Source organism: Streptomyces sp. NPDC007808 (assembly GCF_042868655.1).
Lineage (GTDB): Bacteria > Actinomycetota > Actinomycetes > Streptomycetales > Streptomycetaceae > Streptomyces.
The window spans coordinates 162950-179465 of sequence record NZ_JBIAEQ010000005.1 but is presented as its reverse complement, the minus strand read 5'-3'; the positions used below and the strand labels follow the sequence as shown (position 1 = coordinate 179465).

The following is a 16516-nucleotide window of genomic DNA, read 5'->3' as shown; positions in this document are numbered from 1 at the left end:
AGACATCGGGGGCCCCGTGTCCAACTCGGAAATCGCCATCCTCTTCTTTCTGCAACTGACCGCCATCCTCGCGGCCTGCCGCGTGGTCGGCCTGCTCGTCCGCAGGATGGGCCAGCCGCAGGTCGTGGGCGAGATGATCGCCGGCGTCCTGCTCGGGCCGTCCCTGCTGGGCCTGTTGATGCCCGAGTGGCAGGACAAACTGTTCCCCACCGGCCCGTCCATGACCATGATCTACGTGGTCGCCCAGGTCGGACTGGTGCTGTACATGTTCCTGGTCGGCCTGGAGTTCGACACCGGTCTGATCCGGCACCGGGTGCCGAGCGCCGTGTCGATCTCCCTGTCCGGGGTCTTCGCACCGCTCGCACTCGGCGCGCTGACCGCGATGCTGCTCATCCAGGACGACGGGAAGTTCTTCACCGAAGGCGTCAAGTCGTGGCAGGCCATGCTGTTCATGGGCTCGGCCATCGCCATCACCGCCTTTCCGATGCTCGCCCGCATCATCTTCGAGCGCCGTCTCACCGGTACCTCGCTGGGCACCCTCGCCCTGGCGGCCGGGGCCACGGACGACGCCATCTCCTGGTGCCTGCTCGCCGTCGTGCTGGCCGTGTTCAAGAACGACATGCAGATCGCCTTCCTGGCCATCGGCGGTGGCATCGTCTACGCCGTCTTCGTGCTCACCGTGGGCAGGCGGCTGCTGAGCCGGCTGGGGACCAGGGCCGAGCGGGAGGGCGGCGTCAGCTCGCCCGTCCTGGCGCTGGTGCTTATGCTGCTCATGCTGGCGGCGTGGTTCACCGACTACGTCGGGATCTACGCGGTGTTCGGAGCCTTCATCCTCGGTGCCGCGATGCCCCGCGGTGTGTTCGCCGAGCGTGTACGGCGGGCCTTCGAGCCGCTGACCGTGCACCTGCTGCTGCCGCTGTTCTTCGTGTTCTCCGGCCTGAACACCGAGATCGGCCTCGTCAACAGCATCACGCTGTGGGGAGTGGCGCTGCTCATCCTGCTGGTGTCCGTCCTGGGCAAGGGCGTCGCCTGCTGGTTCGCGGCCCGGCTCAACAAGGAACCGCAGCGCGAGGCACTGGCCCTGGGAAGCCTGATGAACGCGCGGGGCCTCATGGAGCTCATCCTGCTCAACATCGGCCTCCAGGCCGGACTGATCACCCCGACCCTGTTCACCATCCTGGTCTTCATGGCCATCGCGACCACGCTCATGGCCACTCCGCTGTTCGAGCTCGTCTACGGCCGGTTCCGTACGCAGCCGACTCCCGTGGCCGGGACCCCGGAGGAGACCGCCGCCAGCCTCGCCGAGGCGGGAGGGGGGTCACGATGAGCCTGCCACTGGGCTCCCTGCTCAAGCCGTTCTTCCCGCTGTCCGCCGACGCCTTCCCCAAGATGGCGGCTGAACGTTTCGGCGCTCAGGAGGACATGGACAAGACCTGGCTCATGTTCGAGCCGGTCGCTCGCACCCTGGTGGACAGCTTCTACCTGACCATGAACCACCCCCGGCACGAGGACCTGGTCCCGCGGCTGGACGCCACGCCGCCCGAACTGCGGGGGATCGCCTACGAGGGCGCCGGCATGGGGCTGATGCTGCTCGACAGCATCGCCCCGTACACCAAGCGGCTGCCTGCGTTCGTCCACGGGCCCGGCGCCCCCTACCGGTGCCTGGTCCTCATCGGCGCGGGACTCGTCCTGCCGCGCGTCCCCGTCCGCCCCGAGCGCTTCCTCGCCCGTCAGGATCCGTTCCTGCGCTGGCTGGTGATGGACGGCTACGGCTTCTACGAGGGCTTCTTCTCCTGGCGTGACACGGTCGAGCGGCACCGGGTCCCGCGCCGGATCCACGGATACGCTTCGCGCGCCTTCGACCAGGGACTGGGCCGCAGCCTGTGGTTCTCGACCGGCGCGAACGTCGAACGGATCATCGACACGGTGAACTCCTTCCCGTCCCGGCGGCAGGGGGACGTCTGGAGCGGCATCGGTCTGGCCTGCGCCTACGCCGCGGGTGTCATGGACCGCAAAGCCGTCGTCACACTCCTGGAAGCGGCCGGTGAACACGGGGCCGACCTCGCCACGGGCACCGCGGTCGCGTCGATCTTCCGTGAGCAGTCCGGGCTGCCCGCCCCCCACACCGACCTGGCCTGCGAGGCCGTGTGGGGCAGGGGAGGTGAGGCGGTGGCCGCCGTCGCCCACGAGGCCGGCCGACGCCTGGAACGGCCGGGGGCCGACGACCGCTGGGACCCCCGGCCCGCCTATGAGCGGTGGCGGCAGAAGATCCGGACCGCCTGGCTCGGCACCGCGACAACCGCCCCCGACGTGAGAGGAGCCGGCGCATGACCACTCTCGGAGCCGTCCGCAGGCGGCTGTTCGGCATCCCGTCCGCCGAAGCGGTGTTCTCCCGGCCGGGGTTCGCCCCCGAGGCATGGGAACGGTTCGCCCCGGTGGCGACCTCCCTCATGGAGGGCTACCACGCGGCTCTGGAGGACCCCGGGCTCCCCGCGCTCGCCTCGCGTCTGGACGCCGTCGAACCCTCGCTGCAGGGGTTCGCCTACGAGGGCGCGGGCATGGGGCTGGCCGCCCTGGACGCCGTGGCGCCCTGGAGGCGACGGCTCGACGCCTTCGTCGCGGGGCCGGGCGCCCGCCATGTGTACCCGGTCTACGTCGGTGCGGGACTCGCCTACGCCCGCCTGAGGCGGACCCCGGAGAGCCGGCTCGCGCACCTCGACCCGCTGCTGGGCTGGGTGACGGCCGACGGCTACGGATTCCACGAGGCCTTCTTCAAACGCCGGCGCTACGTCGAGCGGCATGCCGTACCGACCCGACTGACCGAGTACGGGCGCCGGTTCTTCGATCAGGGAGTGGGCCGCGCGCTGTGGTTCTCCAGCGGCGGGGTGGTCGACCGGGTCACGGGTCTCGTCGCCGGGTTCCGACCGGAGCGGCACGCGGACCTGTGGAGCGGCGTGGGCCTGGCATCGGCGTACGGCGGTGGCGTGGACGAGGCCGCGCTGCGCTCGGTCCTCGCCCAGGCCCGCGCCTTCCGGCCACAACTGGCCCGGGGTGCGGCGACGGCGGCGTGGGGACGCCGCATCGCGGGCAACCCGGCCGCGCACACGGATCTCGCCTGCCGGGTCTTCTGCGAAGCGTCCGCCGCCGAGGCGGCCGACGTCGTCGAGGAAGCGGCCCGCGATCTCCCTGTGATCAGCGTGGAACCCCGCTACGAGATCTGGCGCCGGCGCATCGAGGACGGGTTCGCGGCCCGGCGCCCTGCCGGGCGACCCCGGTGAACGACCCGCGCACGCCCCGACGAAGCACGAGGAAAGGGATTCGGCCGTGTACGACGCCATCGTGATCGGTGCCCGCGTGTCCGGCGCACCCACCGCCATGCTGCTCGCCAGGAAGGGGTACCGCGTGCTCCTGCTGGACCGGGCCACCTTCCCCAGCGACACCGTCTCCACTCACATGATCACTGTTGCGGGCAGCGCCCAGCTCCGGCGCTGGGGGCTGCTCGGCCAGATCGAGGCGTCCCGCTGCCCGGCCGTGACGAACATCGTCCTCGACCTGTGCTTCGACAGGTACGGCCACTTCACCCTGGAGGGCTTCCCCTATCCGGACGAGGACGGATTCGCCGCCATCTACGCCCCCAAGCGCACCGTCCTCGACAAGATCCTGGTGGATGCCGCGGCGGCGGCCGGCGCCGTCGTTCGCGAAGGATTCTCCGTACAGGAGGTACTCGTCGAGCAGGGCACCGTCGTCGGGGTGCGGGGACGCGGCGCCAGCGGCACCACCATCACCGAGCGGGCCCGGATGGTGGTCGGCGCGGACGGCCTGCGGTCGATCGTGGCCCAGACCGTCTCGGCGCCCGAGTACCACGTGGTTCCGGCCAAGGCCTTCGGCTACTACACCTACTGGGACGACGTGGAACTCATGGGCCTGGAGTTCTACACCCGCCCCGGGGGCACCGTCATCGCGTTCCCGACCCATGACGATCAGGCCGCCGTGTTCGTCGAGCGGCCCGAGCGCGACTTCGCCGATTTCAGGGCGGATGTGCACGCCCGGTACCTGAAGACGGTCGACGACATCGCTCCCGGACTGGGGGCACGCCTGGAGACCGGGCGCCTGGCACACCGGTTCATGGGAGCGGGCAATCGCCCGAACTTCTTCCGCAAGCCCTTCGGGCCCGGCTGGGCCCTGGTCGGGGACGCGGGCGTCCACAAGGACCCGATCACCGCTCAGGGCATCACCGACGCGTTCCGGGACGCCGAGCTGCTGGCGCAGGCCCTCGACGCCGGGTTCAGCGGACGCATGCCTCTCGAAACCGCCTTGCGCACCTACGAGTACCGCCGCAACGAGGCACTCAAGCCCCTGTACGACTTCATCGTGGACCACGCCGCGATGGAGCCGTTCGATCCCGCGTTCCAGGACGTGCTCGCCGCGATGCGCGGCAACCAGGACGCCGTCAACCGGTTCTTCGGAGTCATCCAGAACACCGTCCCCTGGGCGGAGTTCTTCTCCCCGCAGAACCTGTCCGCGCTCATGGGACTCAGCGCTGCGGACGTACCTGCCGGGCCCTGACCCGGCGCGGCGGACGCAGTCGCTCCGTCGACCGACGGGGTCGCGGCCCGGACGCGGTGCGGCCCATCCCTTCCAAGCCGGAGGTTCCCATGACCTATGTGATCACCGAAGCCTGCGTCGGCACCAAGGACACCGCCTGCTGGGAGGCGTGCCCCGCCGACGCGATCCATCCCGGCCCGGGCGAGCCGTCCTTCGGGAAGCACGAGCAGCTCTACATCGATCCGACCGAGTGCATCGACTGCAGTGCCTGTGAACCGGTCTGCCCGGTGGAAGCGATCTACCCCGAGGAGGACGTCCCGCAGGAGTCGGAGCGGTCGATCGCCGTGAACCGCGACTTCTTCGCGGCCCGCACGGCCTGACGCCCTGCCGCACAGGAGCGCGCCGAGTCAGGGATGGCGACGATGTCGCCCGGCTCGGCGCGGGCGGTGGGAGCCGGCGTCGAGGTGGTGCCCTCGGGAAAATCCGTTGCCCGTGCGGGGGCGGTCCTGCTGAACTCGAAGAGACCCGTCGTCACACACACAGGAGCGGTAATGCGCACTGCGTTCATGTCCCCCCAGGAAGGAACGACCCCCTCATCGAAGGACATGACGCTTCGTGCACATGCTCAACCTCGGGATCCTCGCCCATGTCGACGCCGGTAAGACCAGCCTGACCGAACGCCTGCTGCACACCGCGGGCGTGATCGACGAGATCGGCAGCGTCGACGCCGGGAGCACACAGACCGACTCCCTCGCGCTGGAGCGGCAGCGCGGCATCACCATCAAGTCCGCCGTCGTCTCGTTCGCGCTCGACGACGTGACCGTCAACCTCATCGACACCCCCGGCCACCCGGACTTCATCGCCGAGGTCGAGCGGGTCCTAGGTGTGCTGGACGGTGCCGTGCTGGTCGTCTCGGCCGTCGAGGGGGTCCAGCCGCAGACCCGGATCCTGATGCGCACGCTGCAGCGGCTGCGCATCCCCACCCTGGTCTTCGTCAACAAGATCGACCGGCGCGGCGCGCGGTACGACGCCGTCCTCGCGGCCGTGGCCGAGCGGCTGACGGCGGATGTCGTACCGATGGGCACGGCCGAGGGCCTGGGCACCCGCGACGCCCGCTTCGTCCCCGGTCTCGGACCGTCGGCACTCGACGTCCTCGCCGACCACGACGACGAACTGGTGGCGGCGTACGTCGACGGCACGGTGTCGCGAGACCGCCTGCACGCAGCCCTCGCCGACCAGACGCGGCGGGCCCTCGTCCACCCCGTGTACTTCGGCTCAGCCGTCACCGGCGCCGGCGTCGGAGCGCTCGTCGAGGGCGTCAGGCAGTTGCTGCCCGCGGCCGACGACGACCCGGAAGGGCCGCTCTCCGCCACCGTCTTCAAGGTCGAGCGGGGGCCGGCGGGGGAGAAGGTCGCGTACGCCCGGATGTTCTCCGGGACGCTGCGCACCCGTGACCGCATCCCCTTCGGCACGCAGGGCGGACCGCGAACCGCTCAGGCGTCCGCTCGCACCGACGGACCCGGCGACGTCCGCGCCGAGGGCCGGATCACCGCCATCAGCGTCTTCGACCGGGGCACGGACGTCCGCTGCGACGCCGTCCCCGCAGGGCGGATCGCCAAACTGTGGGGGCTGACGGACATCAGGATCGGCGACCCGATCGGCGAACCGCGCAAGGCCCTCGGGCAGTTCTTCGCCCCGCCCACCCTCGAAACGGTCGTCGTCCCGGCCGCCGGCACGGACCGGCGGGCGCTGCACCGCGCCCTCACCCGGCTCGCCGAACAGGACCCGCTGATCGACCTGCGTCACGACGAGATCCGGCAGGAGACCTTCGTCTCCCTCTACGGCGAGGTGCAGAAGGAGGTCATCCAGGCCACCCTCGCCGACGAGTTCGGGCTGGACGTCACCTTCCAGGGGACGACTCCGCTGTGCGTCGAGCGGCCGGTCGGCTCGGGTGCGGCGGTCGAGTTCAAGAAGAAGGACGACAACCCCTTCCTCGCGACGGTCGGCCTGCGCGTCGACCCGGCGCCGGCGGGGTCCGGCGTGGACTTCCGGCTGGAGGTGGAGCTGGGCTCGATGCCGTACGCCTTCTTCAAGGCCGTCGAGGACACCGTGCGCGAGACCCTCGGCCAGGGACTGCACGGCTGGCAGATCCCCGACTGCACGGTGACCATGACCCACTCCGGCTACGCGCCCCGCCAGAGCCACGCCCATCAGGGCTTCGACAAGAGCATGTCCAGCACCGGCTACGACTTCCGCGGGCTGACCCCGCTGGTCCTGGTCGAGGCCCTGCGACGGGCCGGCACCGAGGTCCACGAGCCCCTGCACCGGTTCCGCGTCCAGGCCCCGGTCGACACCCTGGCGGCCCTGCTGCCGGTGCTGGCGAGGCTGCGCGCGGTGCCGCAGAGCACCGAGACGCGGGGCACCTCCTGCGTACTGGAGGGCTCGGTGCCCGCGGCCCATGTGCACGAGTTGGAGCAGCAGCTGCCCGGGCTGACCCGCGGCGAGGGGGAGCTGGAGAGCGCCTTCGACCACTACGCGCCCGCCCCGCGCGGCACGGTCCCGGAGCGCCGCCGTACCGACCTCAATCCGCTGAACCGGAAGGAGTACCTGCTCAACCTGACGCGCAGAGTGAGCGGTTGAGACGGCCGAGCCAGAACTTACTCAAGAGTCAGCGGTGTTGACTGTGTCCTGAAATCGCCGGACTGTAGTGGACATGCGGAACTTACGGACGCGTCTGCTCGTCGTCCTGGTCGTCCTCTTCGGATCCCTGACGGTGGCGGGCCCCTCTCCCGCCACCGCCGCCCCCCTCCCCGGCTCCCTCTGGTTCGACGAAACGCCCCTCACCGTGCAGAACGGCCGTTTCACCGACGGCCACGGCCGCGAGGTCGTGCTGCGCGGCTACAACGTCTCCGGTGAGACCAAGCTGGCCGAGAACGGCGGTCTGCCGTTCGCCTCGGTGGCCGACGCGAAGAAGTCCGCCACCGCGCTGCGCGCCCTCGGCGGCGGCAACTCGATCCGCTTCCTGCTCTCCTGGGCGTACGCGGAACCCGAGCGCGGCAAGGTGGACACCGCGTATCTGGCCGCCGCCACCGCCCAGATCCGCGCCTTCCTGGACGCGGGCATCCGCGTCTACCCCGACTTCCACCAGGACCTCTACTCCCGCCACCTGTTCGACCCCGACAGCTGGTACACCGGCGACGGCGCCCCCAAGTGGGCCGTGGACGCCGGCGACTACCCGGACGAGTCCTGCGGTATCTGCCTCTTCTGGGGCCAGAACATCACCCAGAACGAGGCCGTGAAGCAGGCGTCGTACGACTTCTGGCACAACGAGCACGGCCTGCAGGACGCGTTCCTCACCACCGCCGAGAAGGTGATGGCGTATGTCGAGCAGCACACGTCCGCCGCGCAGTTCGCGGGCGTCGTCGGCTTCGACCCCTACAACGAACCGCACGCCGGCCGCTACGACTCCGGCCAGACCAGCCGCACCTGGGAACGCGACGTCCTGTGGCCTTTCTACGAGAGGTTCAGGGCCCGCATGGACGCGGCCGGGTGGCAGGACAAGCCGCTGTTCGCCGAGCCGAACCTGTTCTGGAACGCCAACCTCGACTTCCAGCGGCAGGAGGGCGGACTGCTCGACGCGGGCCCGCTCGGGCCGCGGTACGTCTTCAACACCCACTTCTACGACCAGAAGGCCATCTCCGGCGTCTTCATGTGGGGCAAGGCCGCCGACGGCCAGTACGCCGGCGACTTCGGCGCCCTCCGCGACCGCGCCACGGCGGCCCGGACACCGGCGATCGTCAGCGAGTTCGGCCACCCGCTCGCCGGGCCGGTCTCCGACAAGGCGCCCACCGTGCTCAAGGCGATGTACCAGGCCCTCGACTCCCGTGTGCCCGGCGCGAGTTGGTGGTCGAAGCCGACCGGCTCCGGCCCGGTGCTCTCCGGTTCGCAGTGGCAGTGGGACATCTACAACGGACGCCACCGCGAGCTGATGAACGGCAACCCCGACAAGGTCCTCACCGCCGGCGACGCCTGGAACGACGAGGACCTGTCCGCCGTACGCCTCGACGACTCCGGAACGCCGGTCCTGCGCCAGGACGCCCGGCTGCTCGACCGGGTCTACCCGAGCGCCACGTCCGGCACCACGGTCGCCTTCACCTACGAGGACCGCTCCCGGGACGGCGGCACGACCCTGACCTGGAACCCGGTTCCCAGCTCCCTGCCGAACGTGGCGCGGCTGGTGGCAACGGGTCAGTACGCGCTGCTGGTGTGGCGTTCGAACGACGGCTCCGCGCCCACCGAGCTGCATCTTCCGGCGTCCTTCCCGACCGGGTCCACCACGGTGGTCTCCGACCTGGCGACCGTGCACGCGCCGCCGTCCTACACCGCGGCGACACCGGTCGGCGTGGCCGCCGAACCGGGCGGCACGGGAAGCCGTCGGCTGCTGCTCACCGACACCGACTCCGGCGCCCTGCACTACGCGCTGGTGACGAACGGGGCGAGCGCCCCGTCGGCCGATCGCCTGGAGGCCGCGCGGTCCGAGCTCACCGCGTGGGCCGCGCGAACGATCGGCAAGTAGCCCCGTTCGCCCCTGCCCTTGCGTCAGGCCGCACGCCGGGGCCCGACGCAAGGGCAGGTGAGTCAACGGGCTACTCCGTGGGGCAGGTCCCTGAAGGCCCTGGGCTGATCAGCCCGCGGACGGGCCGGTCCAGCCGGCCGGCACCCGGGCCAGCCGCACCCGCTGCGGGTGGTCGCCCACCGGAACCGACACCTGCTTGCGACCGGTGGCGAAGTCGATGGCGGTGACCTGGTCGGTGCCGCTCTCGGAGACCACGCAGGACCTGCCGTCACCGCTGACCGTGGCCCAGTAGGGCTTGGAGGCGGTGACGAGCGGGCCCTCCTGGAGGGTGGCGCGGTCGACCACGGTGGCGTAGTCGTCCATCGTGCCCGCCACGCACAGCTTGCTTCCGTCGGGACTCATCGACATACCGTGGTGGCGCGAGTCGTTGACGAAGGTGGTGCGGTCGTCGCTGGTCGCCGGGTTCTTCGGCAGGGTCTTGGTGCGGGTGATCTTGTCGGTGGCGAGGTCGTACTCGAAGAACCCGTTGAAGAACGACACCTGGAAGTACAGCTTCGACTCGTCGGGCGAGAACACGGCGGGCCGGACCGCGTCGGAGTGGTCCTTCAGGCCGAGGGCGTCCAGGCGCGGGCGCATGTCGATGACCTTGACCTGCTTGTACGTGGACGCGTCGACGACGGTGACGCGCCGGTCGCCCTTCGTCCAGTCCAGCCAGGGGGCGTCGGTCTGCGTGTTCACGTCGCCGATCGCCATGTTGTAGATGTACTTGCCGTCCTGGGTGAAGATGTTCTCGTGCGGCTTGTCGCCGGTGGCGAACCTGCCCAGTTCCTTGCCGGTGTCGATGTCCAGCACATGCACGGTGTTGGAGGTCGAGGCCGAGACCGCGACCCGCTTGCCGTCGGGAGAGACCGCCATGTGGTCGGCGCGGTAACCGGACACGGGGAAGCGCCAGTTGAGGTCTCCGGTGGAGAGGTCGATGGAGACCACGTCGGCGAAGCTCGGCCGGGAGACGACCATCGCGCTGCCGTCCGGGGTGGAGTACATGTCGTCGACGAACTGGTCGTGGCCCTCCCCGACGCTGTTGCGGATCGCCATGAAGTAGATCCACTTGATCGGGTCGGCGTTGATCGCCGCCATCCTCTCGTCCTTGTCGGGGATGACGTCGATACGGCCGATCTTCGCGAAGTCGCCGGAAGACTTGAGGACATCGGCCGTCCCGTCCCAGTTGTTGCCGACGAACAGCACCTCGCGCAGGGCGGCTGCGGAGGAGTCGGCTGCTGTGGCGGCAGGAGCGGCTGCGACGGTCAGGGCGAGGGCGGCGGCTACGGAGCACAGGTGCCTGGGTCGGATGGCAGGCATGACTGCTCTCTTCCTCTGAGGTGGGGTCTCATGAACTGGGCATGCCAAAGCAGAAGGGAGAATCTGAACACCATTGCTTTCAGAATCAACTTACTGAAAAGTAAGGATGGGGTGCCCTTCTCCACAAGACCGCGGACACGACAAAATTGGCCGTCGGGTCGGCAAGGTGGCGGGAGGACAGTGTGACGGGCAGGCTCAAGGCGCCCACCGGCCGCTACGGCGGCAAGTCGGCCGAGGAACGGCAGGCCGAGCGGCGCCGCCGCTTCCTGGACGCCGCACTGCGGTTGTTCGGTGACCACCCGGGCTACCGGGGCACGACCGTCGCGGCGCTGAGCGAGGCCGCGGGCCTGTCGACACGCCAGTTCTACGAGGAGTTCCGCACCCTGGAGGACGTCCTCGCTGCCCTCCACCTCCAGGTCAACGCCTGGGCCGAGGAAGCCGTCCTGACCGCGGTCGCCGACGCGGAGGGCCTGCCGCTCGCCGAGCGCGCCACACTCATCTTCCGCGCGTACGCCGCGAACGTCACCGCCGACCCCCGCCGCATCCGCATCACCTTCGTGGAGATCATCGGCGTCAGCCCGCGTCTGGAGGAGCAGCGCCTCGCCCGCCGGGCGCGCTGGGTCGAACTCGTCTGCGCCGAAGCGGCGGCCGCCGTCGCCCGCGGCGAGGCGGCGCCGCGCGACTACCGACTCGCGGTGACGGCCTTCATCGGCAGTGTCAACGGGCTGCTGCACGACTGGAGCGCGGGCTGGGTGGAGGCGACACTCGACGAGGTCGTCGACGAACTCGTCCGCATCCTGCTCGGGATCCTGCAGCCCACGGCGCCGGGGTCGGGCGGGGTGTGAGGCGGGGGAGCGGGGCGCGGACGGCCCTGACCCGAGGACGCGCTGCCGGGGCGACCGGGTCGTCGGCGGCGGCAGCCGGGGGGCTCAGCCGCCGAGCCGGTTCACCGCTGCGAGGACGGGAGCCACACCGTCCTCGGCGGCCAGCCTCGCGGCGAGAGCCCGGGCACGACGGCCGTGGGAAGGGTCGCCGGTCGCATCGCGCAGTGCCCTCGCGAGGGCCTCTTCCGAGAACGTCCTCAGCGGCACGGCCCGGGGTGCCACGCCCAGCGCCACCAGGCGAGCGGCCCAGAAGCCCTCGTCGAACTGGATCGGTACGGGCACCGCGGGCACACCGGCGCGCAGCCCCGCCGCCGTCGTGCCCGCACCGCAGTGGTGGACCACGGCGGCCACCCGCGGGAACAGCACCGAGTGCGCCACCTCGCCGATGGTCAGGACGTCGTCCCCGGCGCCCTCCAGGCCGCCCCAGCCCCGCTGGATCACCCCGCGCAGCCCGGCCCGGCGCAGCGCACCGACGACCTCGGCGCTGAGCCGAGCCGGATCGGGCACGGTCGCGCTGCCGAGGCCCACGAAGACCGGCGGTGGGCCGGCGTCGAGGAAGTCCTCCAGCTCACCGGGCAGTTGAGCGTCACCGTCGTACGGCCACCAGTAACCTGCCACTTCCAGGCCCGGTCGCCAGTCGTGAGGGCGGGGCACGACCAGAGAACTGAAACCGTGCAGCGCGCGTCCCGTTCGCGCGCCGCGGGAGCCGCGACGGGGCAGTCCGAGCGTCGCCCGCACGTCCGGTACGGCCGCTGAGAAGACGCGCTCGACGGCCAGGTTCACACCGTGCCCGGCGAGACGGTTGCCGAGGCCGCCCCAGGATCCGCCACCCAGCATCGGCGGCCCGAACTCCCGCGTGGGTGCGAGGGGTTGCAGAGGAAGGTCGAGACTCGGCAGCGACAGGCCCTCGGCGATGGCACGGCCCAGAGGTGCGGTGGAGCCCGCCAGGAGCAGGACGTCGCTGGACCGCGCGGCCGCGAGCATGTCGTCCGTCATCGTCCCGGCCAGGCTCCGCGCCATCGACACCACGCGCACCAGCTTGCCCACGCCGGTGGCGCTGCGGTGCAGGCGCCGCCCGCGCGCGGACTCCAACTCCGCCCGCGGGTCCACCGGCAGCGGACGGAACCGTAGACCCGCTCGCGTCACCAACCGCTCGAAGCTGCCGTGCGTGACCAGCATGACCTCGTGCCCGGCCAGGGCCAGGGCGTGCCCGAGCCCGGTGTACGGGGCCACGTCGCCCCGGGAGCCCGCCGTCATGATCGCTACGCGCACCCGGCCAGTATGGCGGCGCGGAGCGCCGTGTGCACCGACGATGGCGAAGGGTGGCCCGTCCGTGGGACGCAATGGCCGAGACGCGAGGGGCCGGACCGTCACGTCGCGGTGGCCTGGCTCAGGCACACCATCACGACGCCCACGGCCGTCACGACCCACCCCAGCAGGCAGCCGGCCAGCAGACGGCGTCGCAGGCCGCGGTAGACCTCCTCGTACTCCTCCCGCAGGGCCCCGGCCCGCACCGCCGTGCGCTGCCAGGAGTCACGGGCGAGTACGAGGTACTCCGCTTCGAAACGACCCTCCAGGAACTCCCTCTGACCGTCCGTCAGCCAGTCGAGCGGGTCCGTGACCCGGGCGGCCGCGGCCCGTCCCTCGGCCCGGGCCGCGGCGAGCAGCAGATGGCCCTCGATGTCGTTGATCAGCGTGCGCGACTCCTCCATGGCGGTCATCGGCTCGTCAACTCCCGCTCCGGCCCGGGGGCGTCGGCGCCCACGAGGGGGTGGTGGAGGTCGAAGGCCGGGGACTCGCTCCGGATGCGGGGGAGCGCCACGAAGTTGTGCCGTGGGGGTGGGCAGGACGTGGCCCACTCCAGGGAGCGGCCGTAGCCCCACGGGTCCTCGGCGCCGACCGGCTTGCCGTACCTGGCGGTCTTCCACACGTTGTAGAAGAACGGCAGGATCGACGCGCCGAGCACGAAGGAGAACACGCTCGACAGCGTGTTGAGGGCCGTCAGTCCTTCCACCGCCAGATAGTCGGGGATCCGGCGCTGCATCCCGCCCACGCCCAGCCAGTGCTGGACCAGGAAGGTGCCGTGGAAGCCGATGAACAGCGTCCAGAACGTGATCTTGCCGAGGCGCTCGTCGAGCATCTTGCCGGTGAACTTCGGCCACCAGAAGTGGAAGCCCGCGAACATCGCGAACACCACGGTTCCGAAGATGACGTAATGGAAGTGGGCCACCACGAAATAGGTGTCGGACGTCGGGAAGTCCAGCGGCGGTGAGGCGAGCATGACGCCGGTCAGACCACCGAAGACGAAGGTGACGAGGAAGCCGACGGCCCACAGCATGGGGGTCTCGAAACTCAGCGAGCCGTTCCACATGGTGCCGATCCAGTTGAAGAACTTCACGCCGGTGGGTACGGCGATGAGGAACGTCATGAAGGCGAAGAACGGCAGCAGCACACCGCCGGTGACGTACATGTGGTGCGCCCACACCGTCACGGACAGACCCGCGATCGCGATGGTCGCCGCGATCAGACCCATGTAGCCGAACATCGGCTTGCGGGAGAAGACCGGGATGACCTCACTGATGATGCCGAAGAACGGCAGCGCGATGATGTACACCTCCGGATGGCCGAAGAACCAGAAGAGGTGCTGCCACAGCAGCGCTCCGCCGTTGGCCGAGTCGAAGATGTGCGCGCCGAACTTGCGGTCCGCCTCCAGCGCGAACAGCGCCGCGGCCAGCACCGGGAAGGCGAGCAGGACCAGCACACCGGTCAGCAGCACGTTCCAGGTGAAGATCGGCATGCGGAACATCGTCATGCCGGGGGCGCGCATGCAGATGATCGTGGTGATGAAGTTGACCGAGCCGAGGATGGTGCCGAAGCCGGAGAAGGCCAGACCCATGATCCACATGTCGGCGCCGACGCCCGGGCTGCGGACCGCGTCCGACAGCGGGGAGTAGGCGAACCAGCCGAAGTCGGCCGCGCCCTGCGGGGTGAGGAAGCCACCGACCGCGATCAGCGAGCCGAACAGGTAGAGCCAGTAGGCGAACATGTTCAGCCGCGGGAAGGCCACGTCGGGCGCGCCGATCTGCAGCGGCATGATCCAGTTCGCGAAGCCGGCGAACAGCGGCGTCGCGAACATCAGCAGCATGATCGTGCCGTGCATCGTGAACGCCTGGTTGAACTGCTCGTTCGACATGATCTGCAGACCAGGCCGGGCCAGCTCGGCGCGCATGAGCAGCGCCATCACGCCACCGATCACGAAGAACGCGAACGACGTGACCAAATAGAGCGTTCCGATCGTCTTGTGGTCGGTGGTCGTCAACCACCGGACGGCCTTGACGCTCTCGATGTCTCTGATCCTCTTCACGCCCCGTCTGTGTCCGCCCACCGTCCGGACGTCACACTTGCCGGGGGCGACGAGGATCACGGAAGAGGGTGTGACGATCCGGCGGGTGCCGGACATGGACGGAACATGAGCAACGACGAGATCTTCGCCGCTGCCTATCGCGAGCACTACTGGGCGGTCAGCCGCTATGTCGCGCGGCGACTGGACGGGCGCATGAGTGAGGTCGAGGAAGTGGTGGCGGAGGTGTTCACCGTCGCCTGGCGGCGCCGGGACGACCTTCCGGCCGCCCCGCTGCCCTGGCTGTACGGCGTGGCACGCAACTGCCTGGCGAACGCGGTACGCGGCTTCGGGCGCCGGCGACGGCTGGTCGACCGGCTCGGCAACGACGACACGGCACACGGCCGGCACATCGAGGCCGGTCCGGACGCCGAGTCACCAGGCGCCTGGGTGCACGAGGCACTGGCCCGGCTCTCCCCGGCGGACCAGGAGGTGCTGCGGCTGACCGCCTGGGAGGAACTCGGCGTCGACGAGATCGCCGTCGTCCTCGGCTGCGGCAGCCGGGCCGCGGCGATGCGGCTGCATCGCGCCCGCCGGCGCCTGAGAGCCGAGATCGACCGCATGACACCCGCGACCGCATCGAAGGAACACGGCCATGGCTGACGAACTCGAACTCCTGCGCCGTGCCGATCCCGTGCCGGCCGACGGCAGCCACCTCGCCGACGGACCCCTGGACGACCGCGCCGAACGCCACCTCGCCCGGCTGCTGCACGGCAGCCCCACCGAGCCCAGGCGGCGTTTCGACCGTCCCGCACAGCACCCGCGGCACCCGGCACGCCCTCTCGCCGCACCGGCCGAAACCCCGACCACGCCCGGTACGAGGGCTTTCGTCCGGCACACCGAGAGCACCCGCCGGACAGCGCGGGCACCCCACAGGGCCTTCGCGACACCCCCTGGCCGCCGTATGGCATGGGGCCTCGCGGCCTCGGCGGTCGTCGCCGCACTGGTGTCGGCGCTGCTGCTCACCGCACAGACCACCGCGCCCGCGGTCGCCGCGCCCCGCCCGCTGGTCGTGCGGGCCGACTCCACCCCCGTAGCCCTCGACGCCGTGGCACGGCGGGCGGCGGCGGCCGCGGCCGACGGGTCACCGGCCCTGCGCAAGGGCACCCATGTGCAGTCGTGGAGCCTCGGCATGAGCGAGGACGAGCCGCCGATCACTCTCCCCGAGGAGCGCATCGTGCGCTGGCACGCCGACGACAGCCGCACCGAGCTGGTGGTGGCGACCGACCCGAGGCATCCGGGCCGGCCGGTGCTGCGCGAGACGGACGGCGAACCGCGTCTCGTCGAGGACGGCCACGTCCTCAGCAGGCGGACGTACCCGCCGAGTTGGAGCGACGCCCCGCCCGAGTCACCGCCGCCGCACGACGCCGCCGGGCTGCGCGCCTACCTCCAGCAGACCCGGTACAGCGACGACCCGATGGACGCGGCGGGCCTGCTGGACGCCGTCCAGGTCCTGCTGGACCACTGGACCCTCGGCGCCCGCGAGACCGCCGCGCTCGCCGGACTCCTCGCCGACACCGAGGGGTTGCGGCCGGCCGGGCAGGTGACGGACCGGCTGGGAAGGCGGGGGCAGGCGTACGTGTACGAAGCCTCCGGCATCCGGCGCATGCTCGTCCTCGACCCCGCCACCGGCACGGTCCTCGGCCTGGAGACCACCTTCACCGCGGACCAGCCGGAGTACGGCGTCGAGGCCGGGGACGTGATGGAGTACAGCGCCTGGATGCGCTGACGCGACTCGCGCCGCGCCCTGCC

14 protein-coding genes are annotated in these 16516 nt (G+C 70.7%); 10 read left to right on the top strand and 4 right to left on the bottom strand.

All coding sequences use genetic code 11. The features are described from left to right. Positions 1–16: 16 nt before the first annotated feature. The 7 genes from ACFYNL_RS19975 (at position 17) to ACFYNL_RS19945 (ending at position 9121) form a co-directional block, all read left to right on the top strand. Positions 17–1327 carry a cation:proton antiporter gene (locus tag ACFYNL_RS19975; protein ID WP_388805040.1) on the top strand — a complete coding sequence of 437 codons (1311 nt, stop codon included), beginning with the start codon at positions 17–19 and terminating at the stop codon, positions 1325–1327. Then, entirely contained in the window at positions 1324–2331 is a 1008-nt protein-coding gene (locus ACFYNL_RS19970; protein WP_388805037.1) for a DUF1702 family protein, read from the top strand. Before ACFYNL_RS19975 ends, ACFYNL_RS19970 begins: the two co-directional genes overlap by 4 nt. After that, positions 2328–3278 (top strand): DUF1702 family protein, encoded by a 951-nt coding sequence (locus ACFYNL_RS19965; RefSeq protein WP_388805034.1) that lies wholly within the window; start codon positions 2328–2330, stop codon positions 3276–3278. The genes ACFYNL_RS19970 and ACFYNL_RS19965 overlap by 4 nt, the downstream gene beginning before the upstream one ends. Positions 3279–3324: 46 nt before the next feature. Then, positions 3325–4566: an NAD(P)/FAD-dependent oxidoreductase gene (locus ACFYNL_RS19960; protein ID WP_388805031.1), complete on the top strand. Its 1242-nt coding sequence runs from the start codon at positions 3325–3327 to the stop codon at positions 4564–4566. Between the two features lie 89 nt (positions 4567–4655). Then, complete coding sequence (locus ACFYNL_RS19955; protein WP_388805028.1) at positions 4656–4925, top strand: ferredoxin family protein; 270 nt, start codon at positions 4656–4658, stop codon at positions 4923–4925. Between the two features lie 235 nt (positions 4926–5160). Then, positions 5161–7185 (top strand): GTP-binding protein, encoded by a 2025-nt coding sequence (locus ACFYNL_RS19950; protein WP_388805025.1) that lies wholly within the window; start codon positions 5161–5163, stop codon positions 7183–7185. A 73-nt stretch (positions 7186–7258) separates the two neighbouring features. Further along, the gene (locus tag ACFYNL_RS19945) at positions 7259–9121 is read left to right on the top strand and encodes a cellulase family glycosylhydrolase (protein ID WP_388805022.1); all 1863 of its coding nucleotides are present in this window, start codon (positions 7259–7261) and stop codon (positions 9119–9121) included. A gap of 108 nt (positions 9122–9229) precedes the next feature. Here ACFYNL_RS19945 and ACFYNL_RS19940 read toward each other — a convergent pair whose 3' ends face one another. Continuing rightward, positions 9230–10480 carry a YncE family protein gene (locus ACFYNL_RS19940; RefSeq protein ID WP_388805019.1) on the bottom strand — a complete coding sequence of 417 codons (1251 nt, stop codon included), beginning with the start codon at positions 10478–10480 and terminating at the stop codon, positions 9230–9232. 182 nt (positions 10481–10662) lie between these two features. On the opposite strand from ACFYNL_RS19940, the gene ACFYNL_RS19935 reads away from it, so the two are divergent. Next, positions 10663–11325, top strand: a complete 663-nt coding sequence (locus ACFYNL_RS19935) for a TetR/AcrR family transcriptional regulator (protein WP_388805016.1) — start codon at positions 10663–10665, stop codon at positions 11323–11325. 84 nt (positions 11326–11409) lie between these two features. On the opposite strand, the gene ACFYNL_RS19930 is transcribed toward ACFYNL_RS19935, so the two are convergent. From ACFYNL_RS19930 to ctaD, 3 genes are all read right to left on the bottom strand, one after another. Then, positions 11410–12621: a glycosyltransferase gene (locus ACFYNL_RS19930; RefSeq protein WP_388806228.1), complete on the bottom strand. Its 1212-nt coding sequence runs from the start codon at positions 12619–12621 to the stop codon at positions 11410–11412. Positions 12622–12734: 113 nt separating this feature from the next. Beyond that, a complete protein-coding gene (locus ACFYNL_RS19925) occupies positions 12735–13085 on the bottom strand; it encodes a hypothetical protein (RefSeq protein ID WP_388805013.1) in 351 nt (116 codons plus the stop codon). Further along, entirely contained in the window at positions 13082–14728 is a 1647-nt protein-coding gene (ctaD, locus tag ACFYNL_RS19920) for a cytochrome c oxidase subunit I (protein WP_388805010.1), read from the bottom strand. Before ctaD ends, ACFYNL_RS19925 begins: the two co-directional genes overlap by 4 nt. Before the next feature lie 105 nt (positions 14729–14833). On the opposite strand from ctaD, the gene ACFYNL_RS19915 reads away from it, so the two are divergent. Both ACFYNL_RS19915 and ACFYNL_RS19910 read left to right on the top strand, forming a co-directional pair. Beyond that, a complete protein-coding gene (locus tag ACFYNL_RS19915) occupies positions 14834–15367 on the top strand; it encodes an RNA polymerase sigma factor (protein ID WP_388805007.1) in 534 nt (177 codons plus the stop codon). Then, positions 15360–16493 carry a CU044_5270 family protein gene (locus ACFYNL_RS19910; RefSeq protein ID WP_388805004.1) on the top strand — a complete coding sequence of 378 codons (1134 nt, stop codon included), beginning with the start codon at positions 15360–15362 and terminating at the stop codon, positions 16491–16493. Before ACFYNL_RS19915 ends, ACFYNL_RS19910 begins: the two co-directional genes overlap by 8 nt. Positions 16494–16516: the final 23 nt, after the last annotated feature.